This window comes from Micromonospora sp. NBC_01655, from assembly GCF_026339755.1.
Lineage (GTDB): Bacteria > Actinomycetota > Actinomycetes > Mycobacteriales > Micromonosporaceae > Micromonospora.
Map to the genome: position 1 here is coordinate 2,675,084 of NZ_JAPEQF010000001.1, position 15,993 is coordinate 2,691,076.

General features: G+C 74.6%; 16 protein-coding genes. 13 read left to right on the plus strand and 3 right to left on the minus strand.

Going from position 1 to position 15,993, the window contains the following annotated elements:
* The first annotated feature begins 20 nt into the window (after positions 1-20).
* The 12 genes from OOK41_RS12650 (at position 21) to OOK41_RS12705 (ending at position 11,431) form a co-directional block, all read left to right on the plus strand.
* On the plus strand, positions 21-827 hold the full coding sequence (locus OOK41_RS12650) for a metalloregulator ArsR/SmtB family transcription factor (protein WP_266264777.1): 807 nt from the start codon (positions 21-23) through the stop codon (positions 825-827).
* Positions 824-2,254 (plus strand): Fe-S cluster assembly protein SufB, encoded by a 1,431-nt coding sequence (gene sufB, locus OOK41_RS12655; protein WP_266264779.1) that lies wholly within the window; start codon positions 824-826, stop codon positions 2,252-2,254. Before OOK41_RS12650 ends, sufB begins: the two co-directional genes overlap by 4 nt.
* 98 nt (positions 2,255-2,352) lie before the next feature.
* Positions 2,353-3,495, plus strand: a complete 1,143-nt coding sequence (gene sufD, locus OOK41_RS12660; RefSeq protein ID WP_266264781.1) for a Fe-S cluster assembly protein SufD — start codon at positions 2,353-2,355, stop codon at positions 3,493-3,495.
* Complete coding sequence (locus OOK41_RS12665; protein WP_117669717.1) at positions 3,495-3,821, plus strand: non-heme iron oxygenase ferredoxin subunit; 327 nt, start codon at positions 3,495-3,497, stop codon at positions 3,819-3,821. The genes sufD and OOK41_RS12665 overlap by 1 nt, the downstream gene beginning before the upstream one ends.
* On the plus strand, positions 3,821-4,594 hold the full coding sequence (sufC, locus tag OOK41_RS12670) for a Fe-S cluster assembly ATPase SufC (RefSeq protein WP_117669716.1): 774 nt from the start codon (positions 3,821-3,823) through the stop codon (positions 4,592-4,594). The genes OOK41_RS12665 and sufC overlap by 1 nt, the downstream gene beginning before the upstream one ends.
* A 20-nt stretch (positions 4,595-4,614) precedes the next feature.
* The gene (locus OOK41_RS12675; RefSeq protein WP_266264784.1) at positions 4,615-5,919 is read left to right on the plus strand and encodes a cysteine desulfurase; all 1,305 of its coding nucleotides are present in this window, start codon (positions 4,615-4,617) and stop codon (positions 5,917-5,919) included.
* Positions 5,919-6,392: a Fe-S cluster assembly sulfur transfer protein SufU gene (sufU, locus tag OOK41_RS12680; RefSeq protein WP_117669714.1), complete on the plus strand. Its 474-nt coding sequence runs from the start codon at positions 5,919-5,921 to the stop codon at positions 6,390-6,392. Before OOK41_RS12675 ends, sufU begins: the two co-directional genes overlap by 1 nt.
* Before the next feature lie 76 nt (positions 6,393-6,468).
* On the plus strand, positions 6,469-6,909 hold the full coding sequence (locus OOK41_RS12685) for a metal-sulfur cluster assembly factor (RefSeq protein ID WP_117669713.1): 441 nt from the start codon (positions 6,469-6,471) through the stop codon (positions 6,907-6,909).
* Positions 6,910-7,266: 357 nt separating this feature from the next.
* A complete protein-coding gene (locus OOK41_RS12690; RefSeq protein ID WP_266264788.1) occupies positions 7,267-7,893 on the plus strand; it encodes a LysE family transporter in 627 nt (208 codons plus the stop codon).
* Between the two features lie 107 nt (positions 7,894-8,000).
* Complete coding sequence (locus OOK41_RS12695; RefSeq protein ID WP_117669711.1) at positions 8,001-8,660, plus strand: acVLRF1 family peptidyl-tRNA hydrolase; 660 nt, start codon at positions 8,001-8,003, stop codon at positions 8,658-8,660.
* Between the two features lie 58 nt (positions 8,661-8,718).
* Positions 8,719-10,044: a helix-turn-helix transcriptional regulator gene (locus OOK41_RS12700; protein ID WP_266264791.1), complete on the plus strand. Its 1,326-nt coding sequence runs from the start codon at positions 8,719-8,721 to the stop codon at positions 10,042-10,044.
* A 70-nt stretch (positions 10,045-10,114) separates the two neighbouring features.
* On the plus strand, positions 10,115-11,431 hold the full coding sequence (locus OOK41_RS12705; protein ID WP_266264793.1) for a helix-turn-helix domain-containing protein: 1,317 nt from the start codon (positions 10,115-10,117) through the stop codon (positions 11,429-11,431).
* A 105-nt stretch (positions 11,432-11,536) separates the two neighbouring features.
* On the opposite strand, the gene OOK41_RS12710 is transcribed toward OOK41_RS12705, so the two are convergent.
* On the minus strand, positions 11,537-12,379 hold the full coding sequence (locus tag OOK41_RS12710; RefSeq protein WP_117669708.1) for a carbohydrate-binding protein: 843 nt from the start codon (positions 12,377-12,379) through the stop codon (positions 11,537-11,539).
* A 79-nt stretch (positions 12,380-12,458) separates the two neighbouring features.
* Positions 12,459-13,418: a helix-turn-helix domain-containing protein gene (locus tag OOK41_RS12715; protein WP_266264794.1), complete on the minus strand. Its 960-nt coding sequence runs from the start codon at positions 13,416-13,418 to the stop codon at positions 12,459-12,461.
* Between the two features lie 191 nt (positions 13,419-13,609).
* On the opposite strand from OOK41_RS12715, the gene OOK41_RS12720 reads away from it, so the two are divergent.
* Positions 13,610-14,950, plus strand: coding sequence for a carbohydrate-binding protein (locus OOK41_RS12720; protein WP_117669707.1), 1,341 nt, complete (start codon positions 13,610-13,612; stop codon positions 14,948-14,950).
* A gap of 81 nt (positions 14,951-15,031) precedes the next feature.
* Here the strand turns inward: OOK41_RS12720 and OOK41_RS12725 are convergent, their stop codons facing one another.
* Entirely contained in the window at positions 15,032-15,949 is a 918-nt protein-coding gene (locus OOK41_RS12725; RefSeq protein WP_266267799.1) for a neutral zinc metallopeptidase, read from the minus strand.
* Positions 15,950-15,993 lie beyond the last annotated feature (44 nt).

The following is a 15,993-nucleotide window of genomic DNA, read 5'->3' on the forward strand; positions in this document are numbered from 1 at the left end:
AATTACGTAACGTTGCCGTTGTGAAAAACGCGGCGGCGCTGTCCGGGCGACAGCCGGCGACCGGTCCGGTCGCCGGTGCGTCCGTGCCCGCCGGTGCGCCAGTGGCCGCCGTCCCGGTGGCGTCCGCCGGTTCCGCCGCGACCGACCTCTCCACCCGTGACCGGGTGACCAAGCTGCTGCTGGAGCGGGGGGCGACCACCGCCGCGCAGCTCGGCTCGGCGCTCGGGCTCAGCCCGGCGGCGATCCGCCGGCACCTCGACGCGATGCTCGTCGACGGCGACGTGGTCGCCCGTGAGCAGACCGTGCGGGGCAGCCGGGGGCGGGGCCGCCCCGCGAAGGTCTTCGTGCTGACCGACGCGGCCCGGGGCCGCTGCGGCACCCACCACTACGACAACATCGCCACCGCCGCCCTGCGCTGGATCGCCCGCAACGGCGGTTCCGAGGCGGTGGAGGCGTTCGCGACCGACCAGGTCGTCGCCCTGGAGGACCGCTGCCGGGCCGCCATGGAGGACGCCGGCGACGACCCCCTGGCACGGGCCGAGGCACTCGCCGGGGCGCTGACCGCCGAGGGCTACGCTGCCAACGCGTCCACGATCGCCTCCGGCGGTCAGCTCTGCCAGCACCACTGCCCGGTGGCGCACGTGGCCGCCGAGTTCCCCCAGCTGTGCGAGGCCGAGACCGCGGTGATCTCCCGTCTGGTCGGCACCCACGTGCAGCGCCTGGCCACCATCGCGCACGGCGACGGGGTGTGCACCACGCACATCCCCGCCCAGCCGGGGCGCGCCCAGTCCGGTAGAACCGTCACCACTGTGAGGACAGATATATGACCGAGCAGATCGTCCAGCCCCTGACCCAGGAGGAGCAGCTCGCCGCCCTCGGTCGCTACGAGTACGGCTGGGCCGACCCCGACGTTGCCGGGGCCGCCGCCCAGCGCGGCCTCAACGAGGCGGTGGTGCGGGACATCTCGGCGAAGAAGAACGAACCGGCCTGGATGCTCGACCTGCGGCTGAAGGGCCTGCGGCTGTTCGGCCGCAAGCCGATGCCGGCCTGGGGCGCGGACCTTACCGGGATCGACTTCGACAACATCAAGTACTTCGTCCGGTCCACCGAGAAGCAGGCCACGAGCTGGGAGGACCTGCCCGAGGACATCAAGAACACCTACGACCGGCTGGGCATCCCCGAGGCGGAGAAGCAGCGGCTGGTCGCCGGTGTCGCGGCGCAGTACGAGTCCGAGGTCGTCTACCACAAGATCCGCGAGGACCTTGAGGAACAGGGCGTCGTCTTCCTGGACACGGACACCGCGCTGCGCGAGCACGAGGACATCTTCAAGGAGTACTTCGGCACGGTGATCCCGGTCGGCGACAACAAGTTCGCCGCGCTGAACACCTCCGTGTGGTCCGGCGGCTCGTTCATCTACGTGCCGAAGGGCGTGCACGTGGAGATCCCGCTCCAGGCGTACTTCCGGATCAACACCGAGAACATGGGCCAGTTCGAGCGGACCCTGATCATCGTCGACGAGGGCGCGTACGTGCACTACGTCGAGGGCTGCACCGCGCCGCTGTACTCCTCCGACTCGCTGCACAGCGCGGTCGTGGAGATCATCGTCAAGAAGAACGCCCGGTGCCGCTACACCACCATCCAGAACTGGTCGAACAACGTCTACAACCTGGTCACCAAGCGGGCCGTGTGCCACGAGGGCGCGACCATGGAGTGGGTCGACGGCAACATCGGCTCCAAGGTCACCATGAAGTACCCGGCGGTCTACATGACCGGCGAGCACGCCAAGGGCGAGGTGCTCTCGGTGGCGATGGCCGGCGAGGGCCAGCACCAGGACGCCGGCGCCAAGATGGTGCACGCCGCGCCGCACACCTCCTCCACCATCGTGTCGAAGTCGATCGCCCGGGGCGGCGGCCGGACCTCGTACCGGGGCCTGGTGCAGGTGCTGGAGGGCTCGCACCACAGCCGCAGCACCGTCAAGTGCGACGCGCTGCTGGTCGACACCATCTCCCGGTCGGACACCTACCCGTACGTCGACATCCGCGAGGACGACGTGTCGATGGGGCACGAGGCGACCGTTTCCAAGATCAGCGATGACCAGCTCTTCTACCTGATGAGCCGGGGGCTGAGCGAGGACGAGGCGATGGCGATGATCGTGCGCGGCTTCATCGAGCCGGTCGCCAAGGAACTCCCGATGGAGTACGCCCTGGAGCTGAACCGCCTGATCGAGCTCCAGATGGAGGGCGCGGTCGGCTGACCCCGACCGCGAACCCGGACCCGTCGGGCCGGGCCGCGCGAACCCCGGCCCGCCCTCCGATCAATGACACCGTCGTCGCAGAACAGACCAAGGAAGAGATGACTACCCAGGCTTCCGCGCCGCCCAGCACCAAGTCGCAGGCGCTCCGCTCGTACGACGTCGCCGACTTCCCGGCCCTCACCGGCCTGGAGGAGGAGTGGCGCTTCACCCCGCTCAAGCGGCTGCGTGGGCTGGTCGGCGGGGCCCAGGCCGCGACCGGCACGGTCCGGCACGAGTACGGTGACCTGCCCTCCGGCGTCACCGTCTCCCGGATCACCAGGGACGATCCCCGGGTGGGCAGCGTGCTCACCCCGGTCGACCGGGTCAGCGCCCTGGCGTACGGCGGGGCCGGCGATGCGCTGCTGGTCGAGGTCGCCCGCGACGCGGTGGTCGGCGCGCCGGTGAGCCTGCGGGTCCTCGGCGCCGGCGCCGAGGCTCTGGCGTTCGGGCACACCGTCGTCGACGTGGGCCGGTTCGCCGAGGTGACCCTGGTGCTGGAGCACGTCGGCTCGGCGACACTGGCCGACAACGTCGAGGTGTCGGTGGCCGACGGGGCGAAGCTGACCCTGGTCACCGTGGCCGACTGGGCCGCCGACGCGGTGCAGGCCCAGCACCTGCGGGTGAAGCTCGGCCGGGACGCCAAGGTGGTGCACATCCAGGTCAGCCTGGGTGGCGACCTGGTCCGGCAGTACACCTCGGTGGAGTACACCGGCCGGGGCGGCGAGGCCGAGCTGTACGGCGTCTACTTCGCCGACGGCGGCCAGCACCTGGAACACCGCCAGCTCGTCGACCACAACGTGCCCGACTGCCGCAGCTACGTCGGCTACCGGGGCGCGTTGCAGGGCGCGGACGCGCACACGGTCTGGGTGGGTGACGTGCTGATCCGGGCCGAGGCGACCGGCACCGACACGTACGAGATCAACCGGAACCTGCTGCTCAGCGACGGCGCCCGCGCCGACTCCGTGCCGAACCTGGAGATCGAGACCGGCGAGATCGCCGGTGCCGGGCACGCCAGCGCGACCGGCCGCTTCGACGACGAGCAGCTTTTCTACCTGATGGCCCGGGGCATCCCGGAGGGCGAGGCCCGCCGACTGGTGGTCCGCGGCTTCTTCGCCGAGCTGATCAACAAGATCCCGGTCGAGGAGCTGCGCGAGCGGCTCGGCGACGCGATCGAGGCCCGGCTGGCCAGGGCGGGGGCCTGATGATCCGGATCTGTGCCATCGAGGACGTGCCGAAGGGCACGGTGATCAGCGCCGACGTCGACGGCACGCAGATCGCCCTCGTGCACGGTGAGGACGACCAGTTCTACGCCGTGCACGACGAGTGCTCGCACGCCGCGGTCGCCCTCTCCGAGGGCGAGGTCGAGGGCTGCACGCTGGAATGCTGGCTGCACGGCTCCCGTTTCGACCTGCGTACCGGTGAGCCGACCGGGCTGCCCGCCACCGAACCCGTACCCGTCTACCCCGTCGAAGTCCGCGACGGCGACATCTACGTCAGTCTGACGCCGAGCAATGGAGTGACCCGATAATGAGCACCCTGGAGATCCGCGACCTGAAGGTGTCGGTCAAGCTGCCCGAGGGTGAGCTCAAGCCGATCCTGGCCGGCGTCGACCTGACCGTGCGCTCGGGTGAGACGCACGCCATCATGGGCCCGAACGGCTCCGGCAAGTCCACCCTGGCGTACTCCATCGCCGGCCACCCGAAGTACGAGATCACCGGCGGCTCGGTGACCCTGGACGGCTCCGACGTGCTCGCCATGTCCGTCGACGAGCGGGCCCGCGCCGGGCTGTTCCTGGCCATGCAGTACCCGGTCGAGGTCCCCGGCGTCTCGGTGGCCAACTTCCTGCGTACCGCCAAGACCGCGATCGACGGGGAGGCGCCGAAGCTGCGCACCTGGGGCGGCGAGCTGCGCGGCGCGATGGAGCGCCTCCAGATGGACCCGGCGTTCGCCCAGCGCAACGTCAACGAGGGCTTCTCCGGCGGCGAGAAGAAGCGGCACGAGATCGTGCAGCTCGAACTGCTCAAGCCGAAGATCGCGATCCTCGACGAGACCGACTCCGGCCTCGACGTCGACGCGCTGCGGGTGGTCAGCGAGGGCGTGAACCGGGTCCGCGACAACGGCGACACGGGCCTGCTGCTGATCACCCACTACACGCGCATCCTGCGCTACATCAAGCCGGACTTCGTGCACGTGTTCGTCGCCGGCCGGATCGTCGAGCAGGGCGGCCCGGAGCTGGCCGACAAGCTCGAGGACGAGGGCTACGAGCGGTACGCCGCCGGGGCCGGCTCGGCGCGGGCCTGAGGAAGGGGCCGGTCACGCAGATGACCACCATCACGATCCCCGAGGGGATGCCGCAGTTCGACGACGTGCCGCGCTTCGACGTCGCGGCGGTGCGCGCGGACTTCCCGATCCTCGACCGGGAGGTCAACGGGCACCCGCTGGTCTATCTCGACAGCGCGAACACCTCGCACAAGCCGCGCCAGGTGCTCGACGTGCTCACCGAGCACTACGCGAGGCACAACGCCAACGTGTCGCGCTCGGTGCACACGCTGGGCACCGAGGCGACCGAGGCGTACGAGGGCGCGCGGGCGAAGATCGCCGCGTTCGTCAACGCGCCGAGCGCGGACGAGGTGGTGTTCACCAAGAACTCCACCGAGGCGATCAACATCGTGGCGTACGCGTTCTCCAACGCCTCGCTGCGGCCCGACGCCGACGAGCGCTTCCGGCTCGGCCCCGGCGACGAGATCGTGATCTCCGAGATGGAGCACCACTCGAACATCGTCCCGTGGCAGTTGCTGGCCGAGCGTACCGGCGCGACCCTGCGCTGGTTCCCGGTCACCGACACCGGCCGGCTCGACGAGTCAGGGCTGGACGACCTGGTCACCGAGCGGACGAAGATCGTCTCGCTGGTGCACATGTCGAACATCCTCGGCACCGTCAACGCCACCGCCCGGATCACCGATCGGGTCCGCGAGGTGGGGGCGCTGCTGCTGCTCGACTGCTCGCAGTCGGTGCCGCACCTGCCGATCGACGTGGTCGACCTCGACGCCGACTTCATCGTCTTCACCGGGCACAAGATGTGCGGCCCCACCGGCATCGGCGTGCTCTGGGGCCGGGGCGAGCTGCTCGCGGCCATGCCGCCGGTGCTCGGCGGCGGCTCGATGATCGAGACGGTCACCATGGCCCGGTCGACGTTCGCCGCCCCGCCGGCCCGGTTCGAGGCCGGCACCCCGCCGATCGCCGAGGCCGTGGCGCTCGGCGCGGCCGTGGACTACCTCGCCGGGATCGGCATGCGGGCCATCCAGTGGCACGAGAAGGAGCTGACGGCGTACGCGCTGGACGCCCTCGCCACCGTGCCCGGCCTGCGGATCTTCGGGCCGACGGTGCCGGTGGGCCGGGGCGGGACGATCTCGTTCGCGCTCGGCGACATCCACCCGCACGACGTGGGTCAGGTGCTCGACTCGCTCGGCGTCCAGGTGCGCGTCGGCCACCACTGCGCCAAGCCGGTGTGCACCCGGTTCGGCGTGCCGGCCATGACGCGGGCCTCGTTCTACCTGTACACCACCACCGAGGAGATCGACGCCCTGGTGGGTGGTCTGGAGCAGGCGCGGAAGGTGTTCGACTGATGCAGCTCGACCAGCTCTACCAGGAGATCATCCTGGACCACTACAAGCACCCGCACGGCCGTGGCCTGCGCGACGCCGACGACCCGGCCGACCAGGTCGCCGAGGCGCACCACGTCAACCCGACCTGCGGCGACGAGGTGACCGTCCGGGTCGCCACCGACGGCGAAGTGCTGCACGACATCTCGTACGACGGCATGGGCTGCTCGATCAGCCAGGCGTCGGCGAGCGTGCTGCACGAGCTGCTGCGCGGTCGGGGCGCGGGTGAGGCGTTCGCGGTGCACGAGGCGTTCGTCGAGTTGATGTCCGGTCGTGGCCAGGTCACGCCGGACGAGGACGTGCTCGGTGACGGGGTGGCGTTCGCGGGTGTCGCGCGCTACCCCGCCCGGGTCAAGTGCGCGTTGCTGCCGTGGATGGCGTTCAAGGACGCCGCGGCACGCGCCGGGGTGGGCGCGAGCCCGGAGGTGAAGGCATGAGCGAGCGTCAGCGAGCGGATCATCGGCACAGTGCCGGCACAGCTCATGCCGGTGCCGAGCGAAGCGAGGGGACGGCATGAGCAGCGAGGAAACCGCCAGCACGCCGGGCACCGGCGCCGTGGCGACCGACGGTTCGGCTCCGGCCACCGAGGACACGGCCACGTCGGCGGCCACCGGCGCGGCGGCCGGTGGCAAGGCCGCCGTCGCCGACGTCGAGGAGGCGATGAAGGACGTCGTCGACCCGGAGCTGGGCATCAACGTGGTCGACCTCGGCCTGGTGTACGGCGTCCACGTCGGCGACGACAACGTCGCCACCCTGGACATGACGCTGACGTCGGCGGCCTGCCCGCTGACCGACGTCATCGAGGACCAGGCCCGGCAGGCGCTGACCACCGGCCCCGGCGGGGGACTGGTCGACGACATCCGGATCAACTGGGTCTGGCTGCCCCCGTGGGGCCCCGACAAGATCACCGACGAGGGCCGCGACCAGCTCCGTTCCCTCGGCTTCAACGTCTGACACCGGCCCCGCGCCGGTAACCGTCGAGCGCGTCGCCCCGCACCGGGGCGGCGCGCTCGACGTGTCTCCCGCCCCGCCGCCGGCCGAAGCGGCCCGCTGCGTAGTTCGGTCCCAGGCCGGCCCGACCGCCCCTGCCCCTGCCCGGTGCGTGGTCCGCCGGTCGCTCCTTCGCGCCGCCGCACTGTCCGTAGCGGGCGGGAGGCGGGGCCGAAAAGCGGTGGTGGGGGAGGGGGCCGCGGGGCAGGATGGGCGCGTGATCGAGACGTGCCGGATGCCCCTCGCCCCTGTTGCCGCGACCGTGGCCACGGGGCGACAGCGGGTGGTTCCCCGGTCCGGCTCGGCCCGCTCCAGAACGTCGTGACCGGGGCCTTCCTGGCCGGCCTGGTGGCCGGCTACGGCGTCGCCGTGCCCGTCGGCGCGATCGCCGTGCTGATCCTGGGGCTCAGCGCGCGGACGTCGTTCCGGGTCGGCGCCGCCGCCGCGCTCGGCGTGGCGACCGCCGACGGCCTGTACGCCGCCGTCGCCGTGCTCGGCGGGGCGGCGGTCGCCGAACTGGTGACCCCGGTCGCCGGGCCACTGCGGCTGGTGGCGGCGGCCGTGCTGTTCGTCCTCGCCGGGCACACCGCGTGGCGGGCGCTGCGCCCGCGCCCCGCGTCCGCCGACGCGGGCGAAGGCCGGGGCCTCGGCACCCCCGGGCGGGCCTTCGCCGGGGTGCTGACGCTGACCCTGCTCAACCCGGCGACGGTGGTCTACTTCGCGGCGCTCGTGCTCGGCCGCGGCGAGGCTGCCGGCCCGGACCGCCCGGCCGCCGCCCTCTTCGTGGCCGGGGCGTTCCTCGCCTCGGCGAGCTGGCAGCTGCTGATCGCCGGCGGTGGGACACTGGTCGGCCGGGCGCTGACCGGGCCCCGGGGCCGGCTGGTGACCGCCCTGGTCTCCAGCGCGATCATCGGTGCGCTCGCGGCCGTCGTGCTGTTCGTGCGCTGACCGGGGTTCGCAGCGGGGAGTGATCCGCTGTCGCCCGACCGGTCGCGGGCCTCGATCGGACCGAAGGCCGGTCCCGGCGCGACCCGGTCGTGCCGTACGGTCGAGCGGTGACCAGCCGACCCGCAGCCGGGGGCGGCCGGTGGGTCGAGGTCGACCCGGCCCGCGTCGCCCGCTGGGTCGAGGGCTTCGCCGACCGGCACGGCCCGCCGACCACCACCCCCCAGGAGTACGGCCTGCTGCTCGCCGCCCCGGACGGGGCGACCGCGGAGCTGCACGGCCCGCCGGGCGTACCCCCGGTCGTCGACCTCGCCGGGTTCGTGACCGCCGTCGCCGCGCCGCGCCGGATCGGGCTGCTGCTCGCCCGCAAGGGCGCGGTGGCGGTCGGGATCGCCGAGGGCGGCGACCTCGTCGTGTCGAAGGTCGACACCCGGTACGTGCAGGGGCGCACCGCCGCCGGTGGCTGGTCCCAGCAGCGGTTCGCCCGCCGCCGCGACAACCAGGCGAGGGCGGCGCTGGGCGACGCGGCCGAGCTGGCCGTCCGGCTGCTGCTGCCCGCGGCGGCCACGCTCACCGCCCTGGTCGGCGGGGGCGACCGGCGGGCGGTGGACACCGTGCTGGCGGACCGGCGGCTGGCCCCGCTGGCCGCGCTGCGCGCCGACCGGTTGCTCGACGTGCCGGAGCCCCGGCACGCGGTGCTGGTCGCCGCGGTGGACGCGGCCCGCGCCGTGCGGGTCCTGGTCCGGGATCCCGGACCGGCCGCACCCTGACCGATCGACGCGCGTGCCCGGGCCGCTAGGCTGGCGGCAGCGCGCGAAGGGGGTCGGGATGGAGGCGACGGACGGCGTCGCCGGTGGCGCCGGCCCGGACGGGGAGCGTCTCGGTGACCGGATCCGCCGCCTGCGCACGGCCCGGGGGCTGACCCAGCAGCAGGTAGCCGAGCCCCGGTACACCCGGGCGTTCCTCGGCGCGATCGAGTCCGGCACCCGTACCCCCAGCCCGGAGGCGCTGGCCCACGTCGCCGACCGGCTCGGGCTGCCGGTGGACGACCTGCGCCACGGGCGGCCGGCCGAGGCGGCGGCCCGGCTGGCGGGGGAGCTGGCGACCGCCCGGCGCGCCCTGTCGGCCGGCGACCTCGACGCCGCCGACCGCGCGCTCGCCGACATCCGCCGCCGGGCCGACGACTACCACCTGCCGGAGCTGGGCGGCTGGGCGCGGTACTACGCGGCGGAGGCGGATCTGCACCGGGGCCTGGCCCCGGCCGCCGCGGCCGGCTACGCGCGGCTGGCGGCGCAGCCGCCGGCGCACTGCCCGGCGCTGCGTGCCGCGGTGCTCGCCCGGCAGTCCTACTGCCTGCTCGTCGACGGGGACGCCCCCCGCGCGGTGGCCGTCCTGGAGGACGGGCTGCGGGCGTTGCGGGCGGCGCCGCCGGTGGATCCCGACGCCGAGCTGCGGCTGACCAACGCGTTGATGTACACGTTTCTCGAGCTGAGCTGGCGGCACCGGGCCCGCCGGCTGGAGCGGGACGCGCTGCCGCTGTTGAGCCGGGCCACCCGGGGCGAGTGGGTGGCCCAGTTCTACGCCGTCGCGGGCCAGCTCCGGCGCGACGGCGAGCTGGCCGAGGCCGACCGCTACCTGCGCGAGGCGGTCCGCCGCTACGCCGAGCTGGGGCTCACCCGGGAGATCGCGCTGTGTCACTGGGCCCGGGGGTACGTCCTGCGCCGGGCCGGGCGCCCCGCCGAGGCCGCTCCGGAGCTGCGCCGGGCCCGGGAGATGCTCGGCGCGGTCGGCGCGGTGCTCGACCACACGGGGGCGACCCTGGAGCTGGCCGAGTCCCGCCGCCGCGAGGGTGCCCTGGACGAGGCGGAGGAGCTGGCCGGGGAGGCCGCCCGGACGGCGGCCGAGTGCCGGCACCGGGAGCTGATGGCGGAGGCCGACCTCGTGCTCGGCCTGGTCCGCGCGGCCCGGGGCGCCGGCGCCGACGCCCGCCGGCTGCTGTCCCGCGCGGCCGACCGGTACGAGCAGGCCGGGCTGATGGGGGAGGTCGTCGTCGCCTGCCGGCACCTCGGCGAGTCGCTGCTCACCGAGGGGGACCGCGCGGGGGCGGCCGAGGTGCTGCGCCGGGGCCTGCGCGCGGCGGAGCGACTGACGTGAGTGGTCGACGCGTGGCGGGGCGCCGCGGAGCGACCGACCTGAGCGGCCGGCGCGCGGCGGGGCGGCGGCGGTGACGCCGCGGCGGGACGAGGTGGGCGCCCGCGTCGCGCGGCTGCGCGTCGCCCGGGGGCTCACCCAGCGCGCCCTGGCGCAGCCGCGCTACACCCCGGCCTACGTCTCCGCCGTGGAGAGCGGCCGGCGGACCCCCTCGGCCGACGCCGTCGCCCACTTCGCCGAGCGGCTCGGGGTCACCCCGGCCGACCTGACCACCGGCCGCTCCCCGGCCGAGGTGGTGCGCCTGCACCTGCGGCTGGTCGAGGCCGACTGCGCCGGGCCGGCCGATCCCGCCGGGGCCGGCGCGGGCTACCAGGAGGTGATCTCGGCCGCCGCACCGCTGGACGCCCCGGTCCTGGTCGCCCGGGCCCGGCTCGGCCTCGCCGGCCTCGCCCTGCGGCGGGGGGACACCGGCGAGGCGGCGGCGCAGGTGGACCGGGCCGAGGAACTGTTGACGGAGGCGGCACCGCACGTCCGCGCCGAGGCGACCGCCGTCCGCGCGGTGCTGGTGGGCCGCGGCGGCGACCTGCGGTACGCGACGTATCTGCTGGCGTCGGCCCGGGACGGGCTGGTGCGGGACGGCTACCCGGACCCCGCCGCGCTGCTGACCCTGCACGCGGAGCTGGCGGTCTGCCACCTCCAGCTCGACGACGAGCCGGCGGCGGCGGAGGCGGCGGCGGGGGCCCTGGCCCTGGCGGTGCTGGCCGAGCCGGTCCGGGTGGCCGGGCTGCACCTGACGGTGGCGGCCAGCCTGCTGGCGTGCGCCCGCACGGCGGAGGCGGCCACGGCGGTGGAACAGGCCCGGCAGGCCGCCCGGCAGGCCACGCTGCACGTCCAGTTGGCGTCGTGCCACCGGGCGCGCGGGCGCGGCCGGTGGGCCGCCGGGGACGTCCCGGGCGCACTGGCCGACCTCACCACCGCGTACGACGCGCTGCGCGCCGCCGGCCAGCCGGGGCTGGCCGGGGAGGCCGCGGTCGAACTGGCCGAGGCGTACCGGGCGCTCGGGCGGCCGGCGACGGCGGACGCGCTGGTGGGAGAGGTGCTGGACCGGGAGGGGGAGGGCCCCGGCGCGGCCCGGGCGGCGCGGGTGCGCGGACTGCTCCGCGCGGACGCCGGCGACGGGCCCGGGGCCGAGCGGTACCTGCGGGCGGCGGTCGAGGGGTTCCGCACGGCCGGCCGGCGGCGCGAGCTGGCCGGCACCGTGCTGGCGCTGGCCGACCACCTCGCCCGCGCCGGCCGGCCCGCCGAGGCGCTGGACCTGATGCGCGAGGGGCTGCGCGAGGTGGAACGGCTCGGTGAGCGCCCACCCTCGGCGGTGCGCCCGGCCACCTGACGCCCATCCACCGTCTGCTCCCGGGTGTGGCGGGCCGCCCGCCGCGCTGACCCTGTGATCAGGGCCCATACCGCCCGCCGTGCCCCGCCTCGGCGGGCGGGCCGCTCAGTCGCGGGCCCAGAGCGCGGGCGTGTTCGGCGGCTCCCAGCCCACCTGTGCGGTGTGCGGCTGGAGGCAGCGGTAGCCGGCCCCGCCGTACGTCACCCGGTTGCCGGCCTGGTACGCGGTACCCACCGCCCAGGTTCCCGTCGGCGGCGGGGTGCCGGTGGGGCTGGTGGTGGGTCCGGGGGTCTGCGGCACGTTGAGCACGAAGTCGAAGCTGGCCTCCCGGCCGCCGTCCACCGTCCGCACGGTCATCAGCAGGGCCGGGTCGAACAGCGAGTCGGTGTTGTTGCGGGGCTCGCCGGGGAAGTAGAGCTGGGTGGTGAGCACCGGCCGGCCCGGGGCCTGGACCTTGACGTGGATGTGCCGGGTCCGTCCGGGGTAGAGGCCCGGCACGATCGTGGTCAACCGGTACCCGCCGGACGCGTCGGTGAACTGGTGCCCGCGCATCCGGTAGCCGGTGTTGTCGTAGCCGCCGTTCGTGTCGGCCTGCCAGAAGTCCAGCAACACGTTGGGGATCGCCTGGCAACCCAGGCCGAAGACGTAGCCGCTGAGGGTCAGCCGGGTGCCGACGGTGCCGGCCTCGATCAGCGAGGTGCGGCGCGGCGAGTTGGGCTTGAAGTAGGGGCCCTCGATCTGCGGCGGCGTCGGGTCGTCGCCGTCGTCGCACATCGGGGTGGGCGTCAGCGCCGGTCCGGCGGGGCCGCCGGCCGTCGCCAGCGCCCGCGCCGCGCCGCCGATCAGCAGGGGCGCGGGCAGGGTGAGGGCCACGGCCCTCAGCACGGTCTTGCGGGTGACACCGCTGGTGTCGCGGGGCTCGTCCGCGCCGGTGGATGCGCCGGTCATGGCAGCTCCTTGTCGCTCGGAGGGGAAATCCGGGGCCGACCCGGCCGGGCCGGCCCCGCTGCCCCGACCCTAGGGATGACTATCCGTCAGCGTCGATGTGTTCGGCGCCCGGGTCGTGGTGTTTTCCGCCGTGCCGGCGGAAGCCGCCGGGGGTGTCGCCGACCTCGCGGCGGAAGAACCGGCAGAAGTAGGCGGCGTCGGCGAAGCCCAGCCGGTCGGCGATCCGGGCCACGGTGAGGTCGGTCTGCACCAGCAGCCGCTTGGCCTCCAGCACCCGGGCCTGGCGGATGAGCTGGGCCGGGGTGGCGCCGGTGGCCCGGGGGACCGCCTCGTTGAGGTGCCGCACCGAGACGCCGAGGCGGCGCGCGTAGGCGCGGGGCGGCTCGCCGAGCAGGGCCGGCTCGGCGAGCAGCGCGTCGAAGCGGCGGGCCACCGCCACGGCCCGGCCGATGGGGGCGGGGGTGTCCCCGGCCGGGTGGCCCGCCGGCCCGGCCGGCGTCGACCGGCCCACCTCGGCGATGAGGATGTGCAGGTACGCCCGCAGCACGCTGCGGCAGCCCGGCTCGGCCCGGCGTCGTTCCCCGGTCATCCGGTCCAGCAGCGACCGGATCCGGGCCGCGTGCGCGGCGTCGCGTGGGTGCCACGAGCGCTGGCCCGAGCGGTGCAGCGCGTCCCGGTCGGCCGGGTCGGTCAGCAGGAACTCGGGGGTGCACAGCACGACGTGCCCCCGCAGGTCGTCCGCGTCGCGCCAGTGGTGCACCTGGCCGGGGGTGACGAGGAAGAGCTGGGGCGGCCGGACGGCGTACGCGACGAGGTCGACGACGTGGGTGGCGCGCCCGTGGGTCACGTACGCCAGCTCGTAGAAGGTGTGCCGGTGCGGGAAGTCGGCGCGCGACAGCGGCCCGATCTCGGCGAAGGAGCCGACGGCGAGCGGCAGCTCGTCGGGCGCGGGGACGTCCAGCGCGTGCCGGGGCAGCTCCGGTGGTGGGCCGGGGGTTGCCCGGCGGCGGGCCGGGCCGGGTCGGGGCGAGGTGGACAACGGCCACTCCAGGCGGTCGTGGCAGTCGGATGCGGCTGACCGGCGGGCTTATTGACGCATGGGTATGCCTCACTTACCGTACTGGCAACAGAGTTAACAACAAATGTTAGCTCGCCGGTAGCGCGGTGGGCGGGCGACCGCGCCCGTCGCCGCAGCCCGGTCCCTCCCCCCTGTCCGCGAGGAGATCCCCCATGCGCCGACGACCAGCCACCCTGGCCGCCACCCTCCTGGGTGCCGCCGCCACGGTGCTCACCTTCACCCTGGCCGCGCAGGCCGCCCCCGGTGCCGGTTCGGCCCCCGGCGGCCCGGCCGCCGCCGTCGCTCCCGACGGCATCGCGCCCGAGATGTTCGCCGCGCTCCAGCGGGACCTGCGGCTGACCCCGGCCCAGGCCCGTGCCCGACTCGACGCCGACGCCCGGGCCGGCCGCGCCCAGCAGGTGCTGAGCGCGACCCTCGGCAGCCGTTACGGCGGAACCTGGGTGGCGGGCGACGGCGCTGTCGCCGCCGGCGTGACCACCGCCGCCGACGCGGCGACCGCGCGTGCTCTCGGCGTCGTCCCGGTCCGGGTGCGGCACGGCGAGCAGGCCCTGACGGCGGTCGTGGACCGGCTGAACCAGCGGGCGGAGGCCGCGCCCGAGGCGGTGGTCGGCTGGTACGCCGACCTGCCCACGAACAGCGTCGTGGTGCTGGCCCGCCCCGGGGGCGGCGCCGCCGCCGAGGCGTTCGCCGCCGGGGCGCCGGCCGGCACCGTCCGGGTCCAGGCCAGCACGGAGAACCCCCGGCCGTACGCCGACGTGATCGGCGGCAACGCGTACTACATCGGCAGCAGCCGCTGCTCGGTCGGCTTCTCCGTGCAGGGCGGGTTCGTCACGGCCGGGCACTGTGGCCGGACGGGCGCCCGGACCTCCCAGCCGGGCGGCACGTTCCGGGGCTCCACCTTCCCCGGCCGCGACTACGCCTGGGTGCAGGTGGACGCCGGCAACACCCCGCGCGGCCTGGTCAACCAGTACAACGGCGGCACGGTCGCCGTGGCCGGCAGCACGGAGGCCGCCGTCGGCGCGGCGGTCTGCCGGTCCGGCTCCACCACCGGCTGGCGCTGCGGCACCATCCAGCAGAAGAACGCCTCCGTCACCTACCCGGAGGGCACCGTCTCGGGCCTGACCCGCAGCAACGCCTGCGCCGAGCCGGGCGACTCGGGCGGCTCCTGGCTGGCCGGCGCCCAGGCCCAGGGGGTCACCTCCGGCGGCTCGGGCAACTGCACCAGCGGCGGCACCATGTACTTCCAGCCGGTCAACCCGATCCTGGCCGCCTACGGGCTGAGCCTGATCACCTCCGGCGGCGGCCCGGACCCGACGCCCACCCCCACCGGCACCGGCAATCCGCCTGGTGACACGACCTGGCAGGCGGGCACCCCGTACGCCGCCGGGGCGACGGTGACCTACGGCGGCCAGTCGTACCGGTGCCTACAGGCGCACACCGCCCAGGCGGGTTGGGAACCGCCGACCGTCCCCGCCCTCTGGCAGCGGGTCTGAACCCCGCCCGCTCCCCGAAGACGGACGGGCCCGGCCGCCGAGGCGACCGGGCCCGCCCGCCGGCGGTGGGCACGGGGCGGCTCAGCGGCCGCCGCCGAAGGTGTCGCAGGACTTCGGGTCCCCGGTGTCGTACCCCTTGGTGAACCACTGCCTGCGCTGCTGCGACGTGCCGTGGGTGAACTCGTCCGGGTTCACCGGCCGGCCGGAGCGCTGCTGGATGGCGTCGTCGCCGATCTTCTCCGCGGTGTCGATGGCCTGCTGGATGTCCTGCTCGGTGATGCTGGTGAAGATCTTCTGGCCCTGCTCGTCGGCGGTGCCGGTGGCGTTCTTGGCCCAGGCGCCGGCGTAGCAGTCGGCCTGCAACTCCAACTTCACCGAGAGCGCGTTCGCGTTGCCCGGGTCGCGCTGCTGTTCGCGACGCATCTGGGCCTCGGTGCCGAGCAGGTCCTGCACGTGGTGGCCGTACTCGTGGGCCAGCACGTACGGCTGGGCGAACTCGCCCTTCGCGCCGAGTTGGCCGGCGAGCTGCTGGTAGAAGGTCAGGTCGATGTAGACCAGGTCGTCGGCGGGGCAGTAGAACGGCCCGACGCCGGAGTCCGCCTGGCCGCAGCCGGTGTTGACGCCCCGGCTGAAGAAGACGGTCTTCGAGGGCTGGTACTGCTCGCCGAAGACCTCGGGCAGCGCGCTGCGCCAGTACGCCTGGATCGAGTTGACGTACAGGGTGTTGCGGCAGTCGAGCTGCTTCAGCGCGTCGTCGGCCGAACACTTCTGCTCCAGCGAGGTGTTGTCGCCCTGGCTGGCGTCGTCGCCCCCGGTCATCGCGTTGAGTCCGACGCCGCCGCCGACCAGGGCGATCAGCACCGCGACGATGATGCCGACGAGGCCGCCGCGCCCACCGCCGATCGGGATGGGGATGCCACCCAGGCCGCCGCCTCCCCCGGACCCCCGCCGATCGTCCACCTGACTGGTGTCGACCTGCGCGTTCTCGTTCAGCTCCATGTTGACCCCGATCACGATTCATCACGTTTGGCGGTTGCGGTACC

Bases quoted from the DNA above. Each gene is read 5' to 3' on its own strand.
- sufC (WP_117669716.1), top strand. From the start codon at position 3,821: ATGAGCACCCTGGAGATCCGCGACCTGAAGGTGTCGGTCAAGCTGCCC.
- OOK41_RS12700 (WP_266264791.1), top strand. From the start codon at position 8,719: ATGGAGGCGACGGACGGCGTCGCCGGTGGCGCCGGCCCGGACGGGGAG.
- sufB (WP_266264779.1), top strand. From the start codon at position 824: ATGACCGAGCAGATCGTCCAGCCCCTGACCCAGGAGGAGCAGCTCGCC.
- sufD (WP_266264781.1), top strand. From the start codon at position 2,353: ATGACTACCCAGGCTTCCGCGCCGCCCAGCACCAAGTCGCAGGCGCTC.
- OOK41_RS12710 (WP_117669708.1), bottom strand. From the start codon at position 12,379: ATGACCGGCGCATCCACCGGCGCGGACGAGCCCCGCGACACCAGCGGT.
- sufU (WP_117669714.1), top strand. From the start codon at position 5,919: ATGCAGCTCGACCAGCTCTACCAGGAGATCATCCTGGACCACTACAAG.
- OOK41_RS12675 (WP_266264784.1), top strand. From the start codon at position 4,615: ATGACCACCATCACGATCCCCGAGGGGATGCCGCAGTTCGACGACGTG.
- OOK41_RS12725 (WP_266267799.1), bottom strand. From the start codon at position 15,949: ATGGAGCTGAACGAGAACGCGCAGGTCGACACCAGTCAGGTGGACGAT.
- OOK41_RS12665 (WP_117669717.1), top strand. From the start codon at position 3,495: ATGATCCGGATCTGTGCCATCGAGGACGTGCCGAAGGGCACGGTGATC.
- OOK41_RS12720 (WP_117669707.1), top strand. From the start codon at position 13,610: ATGCGCCGACGACCAGCCACCCTGGCCGCCACCCTCCTGGGTGCCGCC.
- OOK41_RS12685 (WP_117669713.1), top strand. From the start codon at position 6,469: ATGAGCAGCGAGGAAACCGCCAGCACGCCGGGCACCGGCGCCGTGGCG.